Source organism: Natronoflexus pectinivorans, from assembly GCF_004345615.1.
GTDB lineage: Bacteria > Bacteroidota > Bacteroidia > Bacteroidales > Marinilabiliaceae > Natronoflexus > Natronoflexus pectinivorans.
This window is the reverse complement of sequence record NZ_SLWK01000003.1, coordinates 319534-338524: the sequence shown is the minus strand read 5'-3', so window position 1 is coordinate 338524 and position 18991 is coordinate 319534. Positions and strand designations below refer to the sequence as shown.

The 18991-nt window shown below is 38.8% G+C and carries 17 protein-coding genes; 6 read left to right on the top strand and 11 right to left on the bottom strand.

The window, feature by feature from the left end; translation table 11 throughout:
* Nucleotides 1-51 precede the first annotated feature (51 nt).
* The 4 genes from EV194_RS06650 to EV194_RS06635 all read right to left on the bottom strand — a co-directional run bounded on the left by EV194_RS06650 (nt 52) and on the right by EV194_RS06635 (nt 4099).
* Nucleotides 52-1041: a vWA domain-containing protein gene (locus EV194_RS06650; protein WP_132433263.1), complete on the bottom strand. Its 990-nt coding sequence runs from the start codon at nt 1039-1041 to the stop codon at nt 52-54.
* 44 nt (nt 1042-1085) lie between these two features.
* Nucleotides 1086-2117, bottom strand: a complete 1032-nt coding sequence (locus EV194_RS06645) for a hypothetical protein (RefSeq protein ID WP_132433262.1) — start codon at nt 2115-2117, stop codon at nt 1086-1088.
* 1 nt (nt 2118) lies between these two features.
* A complete protein-coding gene (locus EV194_RS06640) occupies nt 2119-2985 on the bottom strand; it encodes a DUF58 domain-containing protein (protein WP_132433261.1) in 867 nt (288 codons plus the stop codon).
* Nucleotides 2986-3103: 118 nt separating this feature from the next.
* Nucleotides 3104-4099 (bottom strand): AAA family ATPase, encoded by a 996-nt coding sequence (locus tag EV194_RS06635; protein ID WP_132433260.1) that lies wholly within the window; start codon nt 4097-4099, stop codon nt 3104-3106.
* A gap of 253 nt (nt 4100-4352) precedes the next feature.
* Here EV194_RS06635 and EV194_RS06630 point away from each other — a divergent pair, with 253 nt between their 5' ends.
* Nucleotides 4353-4556: a (2Fe-2S)-binding protein gene (locus EV194_RS06630; RefSeq protein WP_243699344.1), complete on the top strand. Its 204-nt coding sequence runs from the start codon at nt 4353-4355 to the stop codon at nt 4554-4556.
* Here EV194_RS06630 and EV194_RS06625 read toward each other — a convergent pair.
* Entirely contained in the window at nt 4553-5755 is a 1203-nt protein-coding gene (locus tag EV194_RS06625) for an S-adenosylmethionine:tRNA ribosyltransferase-isomerase (RefSeq protein ID WP_132433259.1), read from the bottom strand. The two genes, EV194_RS06630 and EV194_RS06625, sit on opposite strands and share 4 nt — an antisense overlap.
* 80 nt (nt 5756-5835) lie before the next feature.
* On the opposite strand from EV194_RS06625, the gene EV194_RS06620 reads away from it, so the two are divergent.
* Nucleotides 5836-6882 (top strand): DUF2027 domain-containing protein, encoded by a 1047-nt coding sequence (locus tag EV194_RS06620; protein ID WP_132433258.1) that lies wholly within the window; start codon nt 5836-5838, stop codon nt 6880-6882.
* Here EV194_RS06620 and EV194_RS06615 read toward each other — a convergent pair.
* Nucleotides 6872-8071, bottom strand: coding sequence for an amidohydrolase family protein (locus tag EV194_RS06615; protein ID WP_132433257.1), 1200 nt, complete (start codon nt 8069-8071; stop codon nt 6872-6874). The two genes, EV194_RS06620 and EV194_RS06615, sit on opposite strands and share 11 nt — an antisense overlap.
* 143 nt (nt 8072-8214) lie before the next feature.
* On the opposite strand from EV194_RS06615, the gene EV194_RS06610 reads away from it, so the two are divergent.
* Complete coding sequence (locus EV194_RS06610; protein WP_132433256.1) at nt 8215-9105, top strand: DMT family transporter; 891 nt, start codon at nt 8215-8217, stop codon at nt 9103-9105.
* A 56-nt stretch (nt 9106-9161) separates the two neighbouring features.
* On the opposite strand, the gene EV194_RS06605 is transcribed toward EV194_RS06610, so the two are convergent.
* Both EV194_RS06605 and EV194_RS16870 read right to left on the bottom strand, forming a co-directional pair.
* Nucleotides 9162-10070 carry a DMT family transporter gene (locus EV194_RS06605; protein WP_132433255.1) on the bottom strand — a complete coding sequence of 303 codons (909 nt, stop codon included), beginning with the start codon at nt 10068-10070 and terminating at the stop codon, nt 9162-9164.
* 478 nt (nt 10071-10548) lie between these two features.
* The gene (locus EV194_RS16870; RefSeq protein ID WP_165921816.1) at nt 10549-10707 is read right to left on the bottom strand and encodes a hypothetical protein; all 159 of its coding nucleotides are present in this window, start codon (nt 10705-10707) and stop codon (nt 10549-10551) included.
* Between the two features lie 152 nt (nt 10708-10859).
* Here EV194_RS16870 and EV194_RS06600 point away from each other — a divergent pair, with 152 nt between their 5' ends.
* Nucleotides 10860-11414 (top strand): WcaF family extracellular polysaccharide biosynthesis acetyltransferase, encoded by a 555-nt coding sequence (locus EV194_RS06600; RefSeq protein WP_132433254.1) that lies wholly within the window; start codon nt 10860-10862, stop codon nt 11412-11414.
* A 143-nt stretch (nt 11415-11557) separates the two neighbouring features.
* Here EV194_RS06600 and EV194_RS06595 read toward each other — a convergent pair whose 3' ends face one another.
* The 3 genes from EV194_RS06595 to EV194_RS06585 all read right to left on the bottom strand — a co-directional run bounded on the left by EV194_RS06595 (nt 11558) and on the right by EV194_RS06585 (nt 16688).
* Complete coding sequence (locus tag EV194_RS06595; protein WP_132433253.1) at nt 11558-13201, bottom strand: hypothetical protein; 1644 nt, start codon at nt 13199-13201, stop codon at nt 11558-11560.
* A gap of 130 nt (nt 13202-13331) precedes the next feature.
* Nucleotides 13332-15767, bottom strand: a complete 2436-nt coding sequence (locus tag EV194_RS06590; RefSeq protein WP_132433252.1) for a polysaccharide biosynthesis tyrosine autokinase — start codon at nt 15765-15767, stop codon at nt 13332-13334.
* 192 nt (nt 15768-15959) lie between these two features.
* Nucleotides 15960-16688, bottom strand: a complete 729-nt coding sequence (locus EV194_RS06585) for a polysaccharide biosynthesis/export family protein (RefSeq protein ID WP_132433251.1) — start codon at nt 16686-16688, stop codon at nt 15960-15962.
* A 306-nt stretch (nt 16689-16994) separates the two neighbouring features.
* Here EV194_RS06585 and EV194_RS06580 point away from each other — a divergent pair, with 306 nt between their 5' ends.
* Entirely contained in the window at nt 16995-18101 is a 1107-nt protein-coding gene (locus EV194_RS06580; RefSeq protein WP_132433250.1) for a glycosyltransferase family 4 protein, read from the top strand.
* Between the two features lie 22 nt (nt 18102-18123).
* Entirely contained in the window at nt 18124-18870 is a 747-nt protein-coding gene (locus tag EV194_RS06575; RefSeq protein WP_132433249.1) for a glycosyltransferase family 2 protein, read from the top strand.
* Nucleotides 18871-18991: the final 121 nt, after the last annotated feature.

Sequence of the window (18991 nt, the reverse complement as noted above, 5' to 3'; positions counted from 1 at the left end):
TCACCCACCAAACTAAAACCTTAAACTTCCAACTTAAAACTTTTAAACTTCTTAAGGCAACGTCCTAAAAACTGTATTTCTCAACAATATTTCAGTTAACAAAAAGAGCATGGCGAGTAGTGCGAATGGAAGAAACTCTTCCGAATGCCTCGTGTATTCCTGAACTTCAATCTGGTGTCTCTCCAATTCGTCAATTTCTCTGTAAATGGCATCTAGTCCGCTTCTGTCGGTCGCTCTAAAGTATTTTCCTCCAGTTAAACCTGCAATCTCGGTCAGCATATCTTCATCAATTCGCACTTCAACATTCTGTATTTGGGTTCCAAAAACAGTATTAACGGGAAATGGTGCAGTCCCGATGGAACCAACGCCAACTGTGTAAACCCTTATGCCGAAGGTTCTGGCAATTTCGGCTGCGGTAAGTGGTGCTATTTGTCCACGGTTGTTTTCTCCATCCGATAAGAGAATAATTACTTTGCTCTTTGCATCGCTGTCTTTAAGACGGTTAGCCGCTGCAGCTAGCCCCATTCCGATGGCTGTGCCATCTTCCACCATGCCGGTTCTGACATCCCGCATTAAATTTATCAACACGCTGTGGTCGAGTGTCAAAGGGGATAAAGTAAATGCTTCACCTGCAAAGATGGTTAACCCGATCCGGTCATGTGGTCGCATTCTGATGAAATCAATAGCGACTTCTTTAGCTGCTTCCATGCGGTTTGGTTCAAAATCCATGGCTAGCATACTACCGGAAATATCTAAAGATATCATGATGTCAATCCCTTCGGTGGTTACATTTTGAAGCCGGTTGGTACTTTGTGGTCTTGCAAGGGCTATAATTAAAAATATGAGAGTCAGACATCTTAAGGCAAAAGGCAGATGCCTGAGATAAGTTTTCTTCGACTTTTTTAAACTTGCAAACCCTCTCAGGGTACTGATCTGCAGCGATGCATAAGCGGTTTTTTGCTTCCAGATGTACCATGCTATCATTGGTATCAGCAACAACAACAAATAGAAATAGTTTGGATGAAGAAATGTATAGTTCATATTAAAGTTCTCATTTAATCATGGAAAATCTGTAAAAACAAATTTTAGTCTCGTTCCTCCTGCTTGTCTTCGGAGGATGCTTCCTTTAACTCTTTTTCCAGTGCTTCCCTGGTTGGTACAGGCTCTTCCTTTGTTTGATTTACGAAGAAATAAGCTGAAATCAGGCAGTTGTCATTTTCATCCGGCAATGGTTCATATTTGGCAAATTTTGCCAAATCTGCTGTGCTAAGAACTGTCTCCATTTTATGAAAGAGATTTTTATCAGGTAACTCCTGATATTTCAGTGCACTCATGATTTCCCCTGTGGTTTGTTCCATGGCCGGGAAGTTGTATCTATCCTCCATATATCGCCTCAAAGTATCTGTAAGCTGCGAATAGTATGATTTAACTTGTCCCGATTGCCACAATTTTTCACTCTTAATTTTGTCCAGTGATTTAAGAGCCATAATATGTGGCGGCTCTTTGGGTTTGGTGGGAAAAAAGATTTCTTTTACTGGAATCTCCCGCTTTTTATAGAAATAGTATCCAAAATATGCCAACAAACCAATAATCAGAATGGACAGGATCCAATATTTGAATCGCCACAATTCTGATAGTAAGAAGGGCAGATTAAACGGCAACTTGATATCGAAAAAACCTTTGGAAGGGTCAACTTCTGTAAATGGGTTTACCACCAGCAAGGCAGACGACTGGGTTTCAGCGCGCCTGGCAAGTTCACCTTCCATGTATTCAAACCTCAATGGTGGTATATAATGCAAGCCGCTGTCGAAGGATGTAATTCTGTATCGCTTTGTAATGGCAAGTCTTTGATTGTCGAGGTGTGTTGTGTCCGGTCTTGATTCTCTTACCACCTCAATATTCTTTGTAATGGTATCGCTGATGTTTGGAAATGCCAATTGAATATTATCCGGTTGCGATATTTCAATGGTAAAATCCATCTGTCCGCCAATAACCATCAGAGTGGAATCGAGTTTTGCCGATACAGTAACATTCTGGGCAATATGAATGGCCGGAAAAATGAACATCAGCAACAATGCCGGAAGTATTTTAGCGTTCAGTAATTTCTTTCCTGTCATTTTAATTTCTTTTTTTGAATAGCGACATCAATGCTTTTACATAATCCTCATCGGTTCTGACTGAAACGTTATCAACCCCACATTTTGTAAATGTGGAGTAGAGATTTTTTTCATTCTCCTCCCACCATGTATTAAAAGCTTGCCGTGTGTTTTTGTTGGATGTGTTTATCCATTGGTTCTCTCCTGTTTCCGCATCTTTAAACTGCACAAATCCTATATCCGGAAGGAGTGTCTCCCTTGGGTCATAAACACGCAGAGCTACCAAGTCATGCTTTTGGTTGGCAATTTTCAGTGCATCCTCAAAATTGTCGTCAATAAAATCAGAAATAACAAAAGCAGTACATCTCTTTTTTATGGCGTTGGTCAGGTAGCGCAATACTTCAGAAATGTTGGTGTCTCTTCGTTCGGGTGTATATGTGATTAACTCCCTTATTATATGAAGGATGTGCTTACGGCCTTTTTTGGGCGGAATAAACTTTTCAATTTTGTCTGAAAAGAATATGACACCGGTTTTATCGTTGTTTTGTATTGCTGAAAAGGACAATACCGCCGCTATTTCGGTGATGATGTTCTTTTTGAATCTCCAGGTTGTTCCAAACTCCCGTGAGCCTGATACGTCAATCAGCAACATGACTGTTAACTCCCGCTCTTCCTCGAAAACTTTAACATAAGGGTGATTGAAACGGGCTGTTACGTTCCAGTCGATGTTCCTGATGTCGTCACCATAGTGATATTCCCGAACTTCACTAAACATCATTCCGCGACCTTTAAACGCGGTATGGTACTCTCCCGCGAAAATATTGCTGGAGAGACCGCGCGTTTTTATTTCAATTTGTCGAACTCGTTTTAATATGTCGGTTGTATCCATTGAATATTCAGTTGTCAGTTACCAGTTACCAGTTATCAGTTATCAATGTTCAGTTGTCAGTTATCAGTGTTCAGGTGTTAGTGCTCGTTATCACTGCTCACTGCTCATTGCTCCCTGATTATGGTACTTCCACAGTGTTCAAAATTTCGCTGATGATTTCCTCTGATGTGATGTTGTTGGCTTCTGCTTCGTAAGATAGTCCTATTCTGTGGCGCATAACGTCATGGCAAACGGCTCTCACATCTTCAGGAATGACATATCCGCGACGCTTTATAAAAGCGTAAGCTTTTGATGCCATGGCAAGACTGATGCTGGCACGTGGAGAGGCTCCATAGGATATCATATCTTTGTATTTCTCCAATTTGTAATTCTCGGGGAATCGAGTGGAGAATACAATATCAACAATGTATTTCTCAATTTTTTCATCCATATATACATCCTTTACAACCTTTCTGGCTCTGATGATGTCATCGGGCTTAAGTATTGTGGATGCTTTTGGGAAAGTTTGAGCAAGATTGTGACGAATGATTTCCTGCTCTTCGTTTTTTTGTGGGTATGAAATCACCACTTTCAACATAAACCTGTCCACCTGAGCTTCGGGGAGGGGATAGGTTCCTTCCTGTTCAATGGGGTTTTGCGTGGCCAATACAAGAAATGGTTCAGGTAGTTTGTAGGTTTTATCGCCAATGGTAACCTGTCTTTCCTGCATTGCTTCTAAAAGTGCACTTTGCACTTTTGCAGGGGCACGGTTTATCTCATCCGCTAATACAAAATTGGTAAACAATGGACCTTTTTTTACCACGAACTCTTCGTTTTTCTGACTGTAAATCATCGTACCTAAAAGGTCGGCCGGCAGCAAGTCTGGGGTAAACTGAATTCTGCTGAATTTGGCATCTACTATGCTTGCCAAAGTGTTAATTGCAAGGGTTTTTGCTAGTCCGGGAACACCTTCCAAAAGGATGTGTCCATCGCTTAGTAGTCCGGTTAAAAGACTTTCAACCAAGTGTTTCTGACCAACTATTACCTTGTTCATCTCGATGGTCAACAGGTCCACGAACGAACTTTCCTGCTTTATTCTTTCATTAAGTTCTTTGATGTCAACAGTTTGATTCATAATTTTATCGTTTTTCCGATTAGCGAATTATGTTTAATTTCTGATAACGTTTATCAAAAGTATATAAGCAACAGCCAAAAACGGAGTGATGGCTGTTAATGTTTGTTAAAACTAGGCGGTGGCTGATTTTCCTGTCGCCGTTTTCATATCAATAATTGTTCCATTTTTTTATGATGTCAGCATATTCTGAACCAGATTTTTTGTGGAAAATATGGCTGAATCATTTAAATTTGAACTTAAAATTTATGAGACTATGTTTGAAAATGATGAATTTGTATGTCGCCACATGCAGTTAACTAAGGGCGATATTGTTCGTGTGATACGCGAAAAAGAGTTGACCTCTTTTTCTGAAATACAGGACGAAACAGATGCCGGAACCATCTGTGGTACCTGTGTAGCCGACATTGAAGAGATATTGGAAGAGGAGCTTGAGCGTAGAAAATCCGGCGGTAATTAAGGAATCAAAATAGAACTGTCTCCGTAACTTAAGAACCTGAAATCGTTATTCATGGCGTATTCGTAAACCTCTTTCCAGTTATCGCCTATAAGTGCGCTAATAAGCAATAAAAGCGTGCTTTTTGGCTGATGGAAATTGGTAATCAGGCCATGTACGATTTTAAATTTGTAGCCGGGTGCAATCATGATAGAGGTGGATGCCTTAAAACTGTCCTCGTTTGATCGTTTCAGCTGGTTCAAAAGAGATGTTAAGGCACATTTTACAGACGCATCCGAAGGTAATTCAAAACCATCCCATTGTTCTATTTTATTGTATGGCAATCCATTAATAATCCTGACTCCGGCATAGTAAAGCGACTCGAGCGTACGAACCGACGTGGTACCAACAGCAACAACCGGGTTGTTGTGGTTGATGAGTTTTTCAATGGATGTACAGCTTATTTCAAACTGCTCTGTATGCATGGCGTGACCACTTATCTTTTCACTTTTCACGGGTTGAAAAGTGCCTGCTCCGACATGCAAAGTGATTTCCAGTCGTTTATGGTTTTGTTCTTCGATTTTTTTCAGAATGGCTTCGGAGAAATGGAGACCTGCAGTGGGAGCTGCCACCGAGCCATTGAGTTTTGAATATACTGTTTGATACCTTTCAGTATCAATGATTTCAGATTTTCTGTTGAGGTAAGGTGGGATAGGGGTTTGTCCCATTCCTTCCAAAATGTCTGCAAAATTGACATGCTGGTTTTTCCATGAGAATTTAATGATGCATGCATCATTAATTCTATCTGTCAACAGAGCAGAAACTTCTACATCGCCAACTGCTGTATTGGCAACGGCGGATAGAGTTTCCCCTTTCCATTTTTTTAAATTTCCTACCAAACAGACCCATTCTACTTCATGGGTTTGCTGAAATGCCATTGCCGCATCTGATGGACTGTGTGGTTCCAGACAAAATATCTCAATTTTAGCACCGGTTGATTTAAAAAAATGGATGCGGGCTCTGATGACCCTTGTATTATTGAAAACCAACATAGTGTTATCAGGTAAATACTCCGTCAAATTTTTAAAATTTGTATGATTTACTGACAGGTTTTTGTAAACCAATAAATTGGATTCGTCCCTATTGGCTAAAGGATACTTGGCAATTCTCTCGTCAGGTAGATGATAGTTAAAATCTGAAATATTTATTTCCGGAACAGGCATAATTGATTTTCTTCTTTTTTCGGCTGCAAAAATAACTAACTTTGCGAAACAAAGAGTTAAATCCGGTAAATTATCATGTTATGCGCGTAGAGAAAGGCGATAGAGTCAGGTTTTTAAATGAAGTGGGTGGTGGTATTGTTACCCGAACCGAGGGAAATCTTGTTTTTGTGGAAGACGAAGATGGTTTTGAAGTACCTGCTCCCATTTTTGAAGTGGTTATTGTTGAAAAAGCAAATCAAATTGTATCCGATAATATCATAGAATCGCCAATAAAACAACAAGTTGTTACGAGAAACGAAAAGGTTTCTGAACCTGAAGCCTATCATGAAGAGATGGAAGAGGAGGGGCATGACGACTTCAATCCAAGGTTTTACCTTGGATTTATTAAAGCCGGAAAAGACCAGTCTGAACTGGAGCAATATCTAATCAACGATAGCAATTATTACTGCTCATATCTCATTTCTGAATTGCGTGAGGATGGATATATGTATGCCTTACACCAGGGAATAATTGAACCAAATACGAAAATTCCTGTGGATCAGGTTGCAGCACAGGAATTGGATGTTACATGGGACGTTCAATTGATTTTGTTCCGAAAGGGTAAGCCATATCCTGCCATAAAACCAGTATCGACTTCCGTTTCCATTAAAGCACGAAAATTTTATAAGGAGAACAGCTTTACCAATAACGATTTCTTTTATCAGCCTGCAGTTTTAATTTCCATCATAAAAAATGAATTGGAACAGAAATTGGAACTTTTAACTGAAAAGGAAACCACGGCCATTATAAAAGAGAAAGAAGGAAATAGCGAACCGCGTCCTGCCAAAGTTAAGCGCAAATCCACACCGGAATTACTTGAAATTGATCTTCATATACATGAGTTGATTGATTCTGTTTCTGGTTTGTCAAATGGTGAAATTTTGCAAATTCAGATGGATAAATTCCACACCATCATGGCAGAAAACATAAAGAATAAGGGGCGAAAAATTGTATTCATTCATGGAGTTGGCAATGGTACGCTGAAAACCGAAATCCGAAAACAGTTAGATCGCAAGTATAAAGGACTATACTATCAGGATGCCTCTTTTCGTGAATATGGTTATGGCGCAACCATGGTTATACTGTAACTGTATTTCTTGGGATATATCTGCCGGTCATTTCCCTGGTGCTGATCAGTTGATCCTCACTAATGAAATGTCCATTCAATATCAGTCCAAAAATGTCTTTTCGGAAAAGAGAGAGATTTGCACCCAGTGGTGTCTCCGCATTTATTTTTTCCGGATCCCATATAATAATATCGGCATCTGATCCCGCTTGTAACAGACCTTTTTGCGGATAGATTCCCAACAACTTAGCCGGACGCGTTGCGTACATGTCACAAAGATCTATCAGTGAGCCTATTTCCGGCTCACCTGATTTCAGCGTTTCAGAAATGAATGACAAGTGTTGACTGTTTTCTATGAAATTATCCTGTTTTATTCCAGGTGGTTCGAGTTTTGGTGGAGAAATAAGCAAGTTCTTATTAGCATGATATTTATCCAGGTTCTTGTAAACTTCAGATGCATTTGACTGCATCATGTTATTTATATCCAGAGATGCATAGATGTTTTCAGATTGATAACCACCCGGATTGATAATTTCAAGTTCTTCGGAACTGCAAATCCCTAAAAAAAGAACATTGGTTCTTTTTTTTCTTACTGTATGAACGATTTGGTTAAGCATTGTCAAATCAGAAGCATGCTTCCCCGGTTTGATGTTCGTCTGTTGATTGCAAAATCTGGTTTCACAAATCAGGAGTAGCTCTTCTTCAGATATCATATCAATTAAATCATTAAATTCTCCTGATATGAATTTGTCCAGATGTTTAAACTTCAACAGTAGAGAGGTGATGCCACCTCTCAAATGGCCTAATTCGAGTTCATCTTTGGTTAGTTTACTGCTCCTGAGTGCATCCAGATGAAGACCGAAATCGGATATAATAGGTAGGCAGTCGTTTTTAAGAGTTCTGATCTTTTCAAGGCTGAATTCATCTCTTTTAATCTTCAGAGTATCCATTAAAAATGTAGCTCCATGTGAGAGAGCAATATAGATGGCTGAGGATATTGGTTCCTCATCTGATTTGAGAAACGGGCAATTGTAATGAATTAATCCCGGTAGTAAGTATTTGTTTTCAGCATCAATGATTAATGTATCTGGAGTTGGCTTCCTGATGGTTTTTGCAATCTCAATTACTCTGCTATTACCAATAAGAATATCACCGGTAAATAGAGTGTTTCCGGCAACTATTTTTCCATTGCATAACAGTGTGTATTGCATGTTATCCGTTAATTGCTTTATTAAAAATATGGATTATTATCGAATTAGTCAAACTTCATGTCCATTATCAGATTTAATAAAATTAAATAAAGATTTCAATCCGGTTAAATATGTATTAAATTTGTCGCCTCAAATTTGATGATATGGTCTGGTTATTCCTTACGTTGTCTTCCGCAGTTTTTCTGGGTATATACGAAGTTATTAAGAAACATGCGCTAAAAGATAATGCTGTGTGGTTGGTGTTGTTGTACAGTACTTTCAGCAGTAGTGTTGTTTTTCTGCCACTTATTATTCTTTCCGGAGCAGGGATTATTGAGGCAGGCAGCCATTTATATGTGCCAGTGATTTCGTTTCATGAGCATTTGTTGATATTATCCAAGACTATTATTGTTTTAACATCATGGATTTTTTCATACTTCTCACTGAAGCATCTACCCATAACCATTGCTTCACCCATCCGTGCAACAGCTCCAGTCTGGACACTCATGGGAGCTTTGATTATTTATTCTGAGCGGTTGAGCATTGTTCAGTGGATTGGGTTAACCATTACTCTTTTCTTTTTCTTTATGTTTTCAACTGCCGGTCGCAAAGAGGGCATTTCATTCCGGCATAATAAATGGGTTTGGTTTGCTGTTTTAGGTACATTGTTTGCCTCTGCCAGTGCACTGTTCGATAAGTTTCTTATTCAGACCGTCGATCGAATGGCGGTTCAGGCTTTTTTTAGCGTTTATCAGATTGTACTCCTGTTGCCGGTTGTTTTTGTGATCAGAAAGACTATGGCGAATCCACTTCCCCTGATTTGGCGTTGGAGCATTCCTCTAATTGGCCTTTTTCTGGTAATTGCCGATTATTTGTACTTCTACGCACTGGATTTTCCTGAAGCACTTATTTCGGTTGTGTCTACACTTCGCAGAGGTAGTGTGGTTGTGGCATTCTTTTTTGGAGCTATGTTGTTTCATGAGGTCAACATTGGCCGAAAAGGGATTTTATTAGCCGGGATTTTGATTGGTATTATCATTTTGATGATGGGGTAGATAGGGGATAAGGTGAAAAGGTGATATTGTGAGAGGGTGGAATGGTAGGAGGGTTTTTAGTAAATAAAAAAGATTGTAACACCTGCTACTGCCAGAAAGGCTCCAATAACTTCTTTAGTGGTTATTTTTTCTTTGAAAAAATACCATGCCAGGGGTATGATGAGTACAGGTGTTAGAGAGTTCAGCGTTGATGCAATACCCGTGGTGGTATATTTTATGGCCAACAGGCTTAACGAAACACCCAAAAATGGACCGAAAAATGAGCCGATTGTAATATGCCACATGGCTTTGGTATGCTTCATGGCTGCTTTTACCTGATACCATTTTCCGGTTATCGTGAAGAGAATTGAAAAACCTATAATGCCAGTTATCACTCTAATTTGTGTCGACATAAAAGGATCGGCGTCCTGCATTCCGAATTTACTAAGTACCAGTCCGAGGCCTTGACCTGCAGCTCCACCCAGAGCTAAAAGAATTCCTTTTGCGGGGTAGTGAAATTGCATTTTTCTCCCTTTTACAGGTTTGGCTAATATGACCAGTGCAATTCCCCAAATTGTAACGAACATTCCGATAGAATTTGCAATGGATAATTTTTCACCAATAATTAGCCAGCCAAACAGGGCTGTTAATGGGGGCGAAAGCGACATAAGTAACATAGATATTCTTGCACCTGTAACCACAAACGCCTGAAATAGAAGCAGGTCACCGATGACGAAGCCAATTAAACCGGATACGCTTAACCAAACCCATGCATGCGTGGATGCGTTTTGCGGGAAAAAATGTCCGTTGGTAATAAGTGTGTAAAAACCGAGCCAGAAAAGTGCCATTACAAGACGAATCAGATTGACGGGTAGTGATCCTACTTTTTTCCCTGCGGATTCAAAGGCAAGACTGGTAAAAGTCCAGCAGAATGCTGTTAATAATGCGGATAATTCTCCCAGATTTCCGGAGACAAATTCATTCATCTGAAGCTGTTCTTTGTATGTGGTTTTTGGTGATCACAAAGAAAAACTAATTTGATGAAATTTTACATGATTTCTATAAGAAAACAATGTGGTTATTTATTTTTAATGAAATGAAAGCTCTTAGAAGTTAGATTGAGTATCGTTCTTGCTGAGGCCCTGAGTGGTGAACTTGTGAAAAATTCCGTTTCACGGAATTTCAGTTTTTAAGGTATGTCAATATTTTTATAATGTATATATGCTAGATTGACAAGTGTATAATGCTTTTTGATCACATTGTTCAATCAGATGATAATAAGAAGATTGTTTATATCTAATATCTAACAATCTAATATCTAATAATCTAATATCTAGTAATCTATTGGTCTATAGTAAGCACCTACGGATACTTTGATTATAAGCAACAGGTTGAACGAATGTATTTTGAAGTGAGATGTCGATGTAAAGTATCCGTAGGCTCCTTAACTTCCGGGTTGGATGTTTATTTACATTTGCAGTTTCCACCGCATTTACAAGACCCTCCCGAACCGCTTTTGCAAGCGCAGTTTCCTCCGCAACCACATTTCGATTGCTCATTCTGCTGGGTAGCTCCGGTATATACGTAAACTTCCCCTTTGTCTGTTTCATATGAATTGCTCATAAGTCTTCCATTTTAGTTCGTATGACAAAATAACGAATTTTGATTGAGATAAACAAGATAAAAAACTCCGAAATAGCTGTTCGCTTAAATTTTTATCTTTGTTGTATATTTGTTCGTCAGCAAATATACAATTAAACAAATCATATAGTTTAATGGAAGCAGTAGATTTATCGAGATACGATAATAGTTGGTTCAACCCCGGGCGGGGAGCGATCATTCGTTCATTATGGTTTATTATAAACGCTCTGTTTTTTATCAATGCGTTGAATCCTTCATCCAGCATAAAAGTTATTCTGCTTCGCATGTTTGGAGCCAAAGTAGGAAAACGGGTTGTGGTAAAGCCAGGTGTTAACATTAAATATCCCTGGAATATTGAGATTGGTGATAATACATGGATTGGTGAGCGCGTCTGGATCGATAGTCTTGGAGTCGTGAAAATTGGGGCCAATTGTTGCCTTTCGCAAGGTGCCATGATTTTAAACGGAAATCATGATTATTCTAAACCCACGTTTGATTTACAGGTGAAGCCTGTCATTTTGGAAGATGGCGTATGGATTGGCGCTCATGCCGTGGTTACACCCGGAACTTTATGTGGTACGTACTCTGTATTAAGTGTTAGCAGTGTATCTTCAAAAATATTGGAGCCGTATGGTATTTATCGCGGAAACCCTGCGATAAAAGTCAGAGATCGGAGTATTGCAGAATAACAATTAAGTATTACCTCTCTCAAAATAACAGATTGTCATTTCGAGCGAAGCGAGAAATCTATTACATGAATTCCAAACTGTACTGCGCTTCACTTCATCTTATCCCCCAACCACACAACCTTTCTACCTCTTGGCCTAATCATCTAAAAATTATAATAAATATTTCTCAGAGAAGTCCTGAATGCAACATAGAAATGCGTATCCGTTCTGTCAATTATGTCATTCACCTCACTTCTGATGTTTAATCCCATACTTAGGTTCATATTATTAACCGGGTTGATTAAGAATGAAACGGCTCCTCCGGCCTGAGTAATGGTTGTGCGTAATCCCTGACCAATCTCATGACCATAGGTGTAAGGTCTCTCCAGATTTGGAGCAAATATATTGCCTCCATAACTATATTGATCATCGCTGTCGTTAAAATCTTTACCATGGATGGCGTACATGGTATTTAGGTGAAGGTACCAGCGATTCCACCTGTATGTTAAAAACGATACGCTTTCTCTGAAATTAGCACCCAACGGGTGCGCTAACTCCTGATTGAAATGACCATAATTGGTGATGGGGTAGTAATGTGAATAAGTATAGGGTCGAACCTGACTGTATTCAGTTTGCACGTCAAGATTTCTGATGTTCAAAAAGTTATAATCTTTATAACCAATCTGGAATCCTTGTTTATTGGCCCACCATTTGTCCCCGCTAAAAACTTCGTCAAATTTGAACTCGCCCATTACATATTGAGCATAAAAAGCTGCATCATTCCAGGGAATGTAACGTAGGTTTAATCCCATGGTGACATTATCGGGAGAACCAAGAGAAAACTCTACAGGACGGTATATAACTGTTGGTATCAGGTAATTCATGTCCATGCCGCGGTATCCAGTTTCATCTTCGGCTGCCCAAATTACACTTTCAAAAAGGCCTAAGGAAAAACGTTCTCCAATATTCCATGATAGATAATGAAATACGCCGTATTTATAGTCGAACCTCTCATCTCCACCAATCCGAATGGTGTTCTTGTGCTGAAGCTGACTCACCATAACCATGTATTTCAGATTCCAGAAAGTGGCAGTCATTTTAAAATATGGATAGCTGAAAGTATTATCAGACAATAAGAGACTACGGTGTCCATCTCCTATGAAGTTTTTACCATAGCCCAGTTGAAGATTTATCCAGTTTCCGGCGTTGTAAGATAAGTAACCTGTTGATTGAGAGTAGTCAAATCCGTCATCACCATATGGTTTTGTTCTTCCCTGACCCGGAATGATCCCGCGTTCATCTACAAACTCCCGTATATATCGAGGATAAACAGCCTGGTTTTCATGAAAGTCGGCATAAAAGGCAAGGTTTTCGCCTAAATTTCCTTCTAACATGATGGCACGGGTATTTGTCCAGGTATTGATGCTTTCATCCATCTCTTTTCCCAATTCGAGGTTGAACATTGGGTTGACCCTGATCATGATGGGGCCATCAACATCTTTTTCCCATCTAAAAAGATCATCATGTATGAACCTTTGCCATACATTTAGATTCCCCTCAGGTTTGCTTATACCTCTTCGAATAAGAGAATCTGTGTCGAAATGTCTCTCAACCTGATCAAGCCGTAACGGCTTGATGGAGGTATGAATATTTAAGCCCGGTTTATACAATTCCCTTGTTATTGGGTCATAAAATTGGTGGTTGTAAATGCTATATCGTTGACCATAAACTGAAAGAGATATAATCCAAAGGAATGATATTGCAACAACATATTTCAAAACTCCAGAAACCTTAGAGAATCGTTCCATCATCTATAAATTTAAAAGAAACCATATACCATTCACGTCTTATAAAGAATCACAAATCCTTTCACGAAACGCGGGACTCAAACTTAACTCTCAACTCTCAACTCAATACTTGAATACTCTAAACCCTTCCTCACTCCTCATAATAACCATATCCGTTTCCATACCCGTAAGCATACCCGTATCCGTATCCATACCCATATCCATAGTTATATCCAAGAATTCCTTTTTTAATATTGATGTCGTTAATCAGAACACCGATATTTTTTATCCCTTCTTCATTCATTTGTCTGACGGTGTGAGCAAAAACCTCTCTAATGGTAATGTTCTGACGAGTTAGGAATACCACAGAGTCGGCATGTCTTGCTAGCAGGTAACCATCGGCCACAACACCCATTGGAGGTGTATCCAGTAAAATAATATCAAATTCTTCTCTTAATTTTTTAAATAATTCCTCTGTTCTGGGACTACCGATAAGTTCTGCCGGATTTGGGGGAATGGTTCCTGAGGGTAAAATATATAAATTCTCAGGATTTCCGGGTTGAATAACTTCTTTAAGCTTAGCTTTCCCTATCAGATAGTTTGAAAGCCCTTTGTAACTGTCATCGAATGATAAAACACGATTCAGCCCTGGTTTTCGCATATCGAAACCAACCAGCAGGGTCTTTTTTCCACTGATTGCAAATACAGAGGCCAGATTCAGTGCACAAAATGTTTTGCCTTCACCCGGCATGGATGAAGATACTGCTATTATGGGAGATTCTTTATCTCCCGTTAAATACTCCAAACGGGATCGTACCCTTCGGAAGGTTTCGGTTATTATCGATTTTGGGTAGTTATATACCACATTATCAAGCTCCTTTGGGTTGTGGATGATGTGACCAATGATTGGCAAATTGGTAATTCTTTCAACATCATCGGGTGTTTGTATCCTGTTGTTAAGAAGTTGCCTGATTACAATAAAAATCAAAGGCAAGACTAAACCAATAAGAATGGCACGTTGTCTGTCGCTGCTGATTGTGGGCGATACCATACCTGTGGCACGAGCTGACTCCAATACGCTGTGGTCGGGAGTGTTTGAGGCTTTCTGAATTTGCGCCTCGCTGCGCTTCCGTAAAAGGAAAGTGTAAACTTCATTGTTGAGGTCAAATTGACGTTCAATTCCAAAGAGCTGACGCTCTTTTTCAGGTAACTGGTAAAGCTCGTTGGTGGTTAATTCTCGCTTCTCGTCTATGCGACTGAGTTCTTCATTAATCAATGCAACCTGATTCTCAATACCTCTCAGCAAAGTTTGTCTTGCAACTTCCATTCTATGCTCCAATTCTACAAAATAAGGGTTGTGTGTATTACGATTCAGGGTGTACTTTAAAGCCTGTCGCTCCATGTTTAACTCTGTGAGTTTGCTTATTTGTGCCGAAATGGTAACGTTATCCACCGGGTAGCTAGCGGGTGCAAGTGTTTGATTAAAAATAGTGTCTGCGCTAAAATAGTCCTTCAAGTATTCATAATACTGCCTGGTGAGCATGATTTGCGTTGATTGATTGGCCAAATTCTCGAGCCTTGAAAACAAGAGATTTGCTTGTGCCGACACACTCTGAATCTGATGCGTTGTTCTGAACTGACTTAATTCAGTTCCTTTTTCTGCCAAGGAATCAGAGATAATGATCAACTGTTGTTCAATAAACTGAATGGTGTTTGTGGCTATTTGGTTTTTCCGTTCAAGATTGATTCTGATGAAGACTTCGGCCAATTTATTCAGGAATGTTATATTTTTAGTGTTGTTATGTCCTGTAACAAAAAGCCTTACAATTGAAGTGTTTTCGCTGGGGCGGGGAGCGCTGAATCTGGACTGGTATGAAGATGCCAGTATATTTGGGTTGTTAAATTGAAAATAATACCCTCTCTCTTCGGGTCTGTTAAGATTGTGGTTTTCAACAATAATAGATAGGAAAGGGGTCATTATGGGCTCATTGAAACGAAACGTTTCCGAGAAACTAAGGGAGCCTGTATTGCCCAGAACCTGATTGCGTCCGTAATGAAAAGTGGCAGCTTGTTCTGTGTCTATATTGAGTCTGAAGGTGTTCTCATTTATAATAGACAAGTAAATTGGGGTGTTAATTATCTGCGGAGAAATTGAATCGAAATGAACTGTAAAAGGAACGTTTCCGTACAATTCGGTGCTTTTAACCCTTCCGGTTTTATAGTAAGAAACATGGAAGTCCAATTCCTCAATGGCTTCACGTATTGTTTCAAACGATCTCAGGATAGCGATTTGGTTATCTGTACTACGCATTGCACCACTCAACCCGAACCCTTCCATCATATTTCTTTGGGGTGTATCGGTTCCTCGCTCCTCCATCAGCATAGTCATTGATGCACGATAAACGGGCTGTGCATAGCGATGCATCATAAACACCGTAAACAGTGACAAACCCAATGTAATGATAAACAACCACCAATAACGTAGAATATCAACCAGAATTTTTTTGTAATCCAGGACAAACGGTGATGTTGAGTCACTTTTTAGTGGCTGCTTATTATTATTGTTAGGTTTTAGCTGATAGTTCATTTAAAAAAGATCATTAATCCCAATTCTTTGGGCTAAATATTAAATTCTGGTATTGATGTTAAATACTAACACGTAGGTGTTAGTATTTTTGGTCGATTTAGTTTCATTTGTGGTTGGTCTCAACCACAAAAAAGTTCATTATAAATTTCTCAAACAAAGCTTCATTGACTACTCTTGCCTAAGCAGGTTGTTTTAGTTCAATATCGCGTTTAACGTAAAATAAAATGCAATAAGTGATGTCAATATTCCAAAGGAGAATGACTCTCCAATTCCCCACTGTCGGGCTCTCATTGGTCTGATATAAAGAATATCATTGGGATAAATGTAAAAATGATCGGAATCAATCAGGTTCCTATCAGTTAAATCAACAACAATAGTTTCAGAACCATCCATTGTTGGTCTGATAATGGTTAATTCGCGTTTTTTTCCAAAAGGTCTCACATCACCTGCCAGCGCAACGGCTTCAAAAATATTTACCTGATCGCGCCCCATGGCAATTCGGCCACGACTTGTAAACTCTCCAAGAGCAACAAATGAGGGGTTCGCTATGCGTACCGTCACTTGTGCATCACTTAGAAATGGAAGCAATGCTTCAATAATTCTTTCTTTTGCTTCCTGTCTGGTGCAACCTTTCAAGTTGATTTTACCAACAAAGGGAAAGTCTATTTCGTAATTATCATCGATTGGATATGTCCATTGTGTGGCCTGAGCAACATTTTGAGAAGAGGTCATGTTAAAAAACTCATACAACTGAGGATTTGATGTCCTGACTCTAATAATCAGAGCATCATTGGGCTGCAAAATGTATCTTTCTGTGACTGTTTCCAACTCACCAAAAGGATTATCATATCCTTTTGTATCTTCAAGATCCTGGAAATAGATGATTTCACGATGTGGAATACAACTGTTGAAATATAGCATAAACAGTATTAGAACAGGACTGAGGATCTTTATTTTGTTACTTGTAAACAAAGACATATGTTTTTGGTCTATTTATATGTTTAATAATTGAATAGATGCAATTTGCAAATAATTTTTGATGATTGTTCAAACATCAAAAATAGTAAATTATTCTAGGGTGTAACATCCTTTTTATCTGAATATCGTAACTTTTTGATAAATTAAAGTGTAAATATGATGGATAATGATGTTTTTTGTAAATTTGTGCGAAATTGATATTTAAAACCCAAAATACCCGTTTAAAATTACCAAAAGCCTAAGAAAAAGATGAACAATTATACCATCATTTTACAAATTCTTTCTGCCGGACTTCTCTCTTTTATATTGGTGTTTATCTCTATTCCCACCATATTAAAAGTATCGTATTCCAAGAATTTGTTTGATGTTCCGAACAGACGACGTGTACATAAAGAGAATGTCCCCACGCTGGGAGGATTAGCCATATTTTTTGGAATTATTTTTACCTATTTATTTTATTTAGATTGGTTTGATCACAGAACCATTCCGTTTTTGATTCCCGCGCTGCTTATTGTGTTTTCTATTGGAATTAAAGATGACATTATGGTGACTGCACCAATTATGAAACTTTTGGGACAGCTTTTAGCCGCTTTTATTATAGTTGGCTTTGGTGACCTCAGAATTACCGATTTTCATGGCTTTTTTGGTTTGCAACCAGATTATTTTGTAAGCATGTCGTTTACCATTGTATTTGTGGTGTTTATTATCAATGGATTTAACCTGATCGACGGTGTTGACGGATTGGCAGCTGTAACAGGCATCATTTCCACTGCTGCTTTTTCTTTTTGGTTTTTTATTAATGGAGATCACGCCATGCCTGTTCTGGGAGCCATATTAATTGGTTCGTTGCTTGCATTTTTATATTTTAATGTATTTTCCAGAACTCAGAAAATTTTTATGGGAGATACCGGATCTTTATTGATAGGTTTTATTGTTTCTGTGTTTGCCATTAGATTTATGGAGTATAATGCTGAGTCGGTGCGTCCTGCTCTTACTTATACTATGACATCGGCACCGGCGGTGGCTTTAGGCATTTTAATCGTTCCGATAGTAGATACCATCCGGGTTTTCTTTTTCCGAATATCAAAAGGTCAGTCGCCTTTTGTTGCCGATAAAAGACACATTCACCACAGAATGCTCACGTTAGGGTTTTCACACATCCAAATTGCCATCTTGCTTGGGTCAGTCAATCTTATTTTTATATTTCTTTCCTATATTTTGCGTGACTTTGGAATGCTCAAGCTTTTAATACTAAATCTGGTACTGGGATTTCTGATTTTTCAAGTGCCATCTTTCGCTATTGGTCGAAGACGTAAGAAAATGTTGAGAAGTAAAAATCGACATAAAATTGTATAATCAAACTCTCAATCCGGTTGAAATGCAGATTTCTTTAATTACGGTTACTTATAATTGTGCAGAAGATTTACGTGTTACTCTTGATTCAATAAGAAATCAGAACTTTCCGATTATTGAGTATATTATTATTGATGGCGGAAGCACGGACAATACCATTGAAGTTATTAAGGAGAATACGGATCTGATTTCTAAATGGATCAGTGAACCTGATCATGGCATATACGATGCCATGAACAAAGGATTAAATATTTCAACCGGAGAAGTGATTGGTTTTTTACATGCAGGTGACAGATTTGCTTCTGTTGATGTGTTGTCATCGGTAGCAAAAAAACTTTCTTACGATGGTTTCGAATTTCTTTATGGCGATCTTCAGTATATCTCCTCCAAAAATTCCACCGAAGTTGTTCGTCATTGGAAAAGCGGATGCTTTTCAAAATCCAGGCTTTCAAATGGTTGGATGCCACCGCATCCAACTGTATATTTCCGGCGGGAGGTTTTGAACCTCACAGGCTTATTTGATACCAATTACCAAATTGCTGCCGATTACGATTGGTTGGTACGAACTTTAAAAAGAGAGGATCTGAAAATATTCTATTTAGACAAAATCATGGTGCTTATGCCCACAGGTGGAGCCAGTAATAGAAGTTTGGGGAATATTTTAAGAAAATCTTCTGAAGATTTTCTTATCATTCGTAGAAATAAAATTGGAGGCATTGGAACGTTATTTTTGAAAAACTTTTCAAAAGTGGGTCAGTTTTTCTGTAAATAAGTTTTATCTATCAATAGAACAATAGAACGTTAGACTTTTCCCGAGACATTAGGGATTAGATATTAGACTAGTAGATATCAGGCAGGTAGGGCAGTTGGGGAAGATGGTTAGATTGATCATG

What these genes read in the sequence shown, in the direction of transcription:
- EV194_RS06650 (WP_132433263.1), bottom strand. Translation starts at nt 1,041, where the DNA reads ATGAACTATACATTTCTTCATCCAAACTATTTCTATTTGTTGTTGTTG.
- EV194_RS06645 (WP_132433262.1), bottom strand. Translation starts at nt 2,117, where the DNA reads ATGACAGGAAAGAAATTACTGAACGCTAAAATACTTCCGGCATTGTTG.
- EV194_RS06640 (WP_132433261.1), bottom strand. Translation starts at nt 2,985, where the DNA reads ATGGATACAACCGACATATTAAAACGAGTTCGACAAATTGAAATAAAA.
- EV194_RS06635 (WP_132433260.1), bottom strand. Translation starts at nt 4,099, where the DNA reads ATGAATCAAACTGTTGACATCAAAGAACTTAATGAAAGAATAAAGCAG.
- EV194_RS06630 (WP_243699344.1), top strand. Translation starts at nt 4,353, where the DNA reads ATGTTTGAAAATGATGAATTTGTATGTCGCCACATGCAGTTAACTAAG.
- EV194_RS06625 (WP_132433259.1), bottom strand. Translation starts at nt 5,755, where the DNA reads ATGCCTGTTCCGGAAATAAATATTTCAGATTTTAACTATCATCTACCT.
- EV194_RS06620 (WP_132433258.1), top strand. Translation starts at nt 5,836, where the DNA reads ATGCGCGTAGAGAAAGGCGATAGAGTCAGGTTTTTAAATGAAGTGGGT.
- EV194_RS06615 (WP_132433257.1), bottom strand. Translation starts at nt 8,071, where the DNA reads ATGCAATACACACTGTTATGCAATGGAAAAATAGTTGCCGGAAACACT.
- EV194_RS06610 (WP_132433256.1), top strand. Translation starts at nt 8,215, where the DNA reads ATGGTCTGGTTATTCCTTACGTTGTCTTCCGCAGTTTTTCTGGGTATA.
- EV194_RS06605 (WP_132433255.1), bottom strand. Translation starts at nt 10,070, where the DNA reads ATGAATGAATTTGTCTCCGGAAATCTGGGAGAATTATCCGCATTATTA.
- EV194_RS16870 (WP_165921816.1), bottom strand. Translation starts at nt 10,707, where the DNA reads ATGAGCAATTCATATGAAACAGACAAAGGGGAAGTTTACGTATATACC.
- EV194_RS06600 (WP_132433254.1), top strand. Translation starts at nt 10,860, where the DNA reads ATGGAAGCAGTAGATTTATCGAGATACGATAATAGTTGGTTCAACCCC.
- EV194_RS06595 (WP_132433253.1), bottom strand. Translation starts at nt 13,201, where the DNA reads ATGGAACGATTCTCTAAGGTTTCTGGAGTTTTGAAATATGTTGTTGCA.
- EV194_RS06590 (WP_132433252.1), bottom strand. Translation starts at nt 15,767, where the DNA reads ATGAACTATCAGCTAAAACCTAACAATAATAATAAGCAGCCACTAAAA.
- EV194_RS06585 (WP_132433251.1), bottom strand. Translation starts at nt 16,688, where the DNA reads ATGCTATATTTCAACAGTTGTATTCCACATCGTGAAATCATCTATTTC.
- EV194_RS06580 (WP_132433250.1), top strand. Translation starts at nt 16,995, where the DNA reads ATGAACAATTATACCATCATTTTACAAATTCTTTCTGCCGGACTTCTC.
- EV194_RS06575 (WP_132433249.1), top strand. Translation starts at nt 18,124, where the DNA reads ATGCAGATTTCTTTAATTACGGTTACTTATAATTGTGCAGAAGATTTA.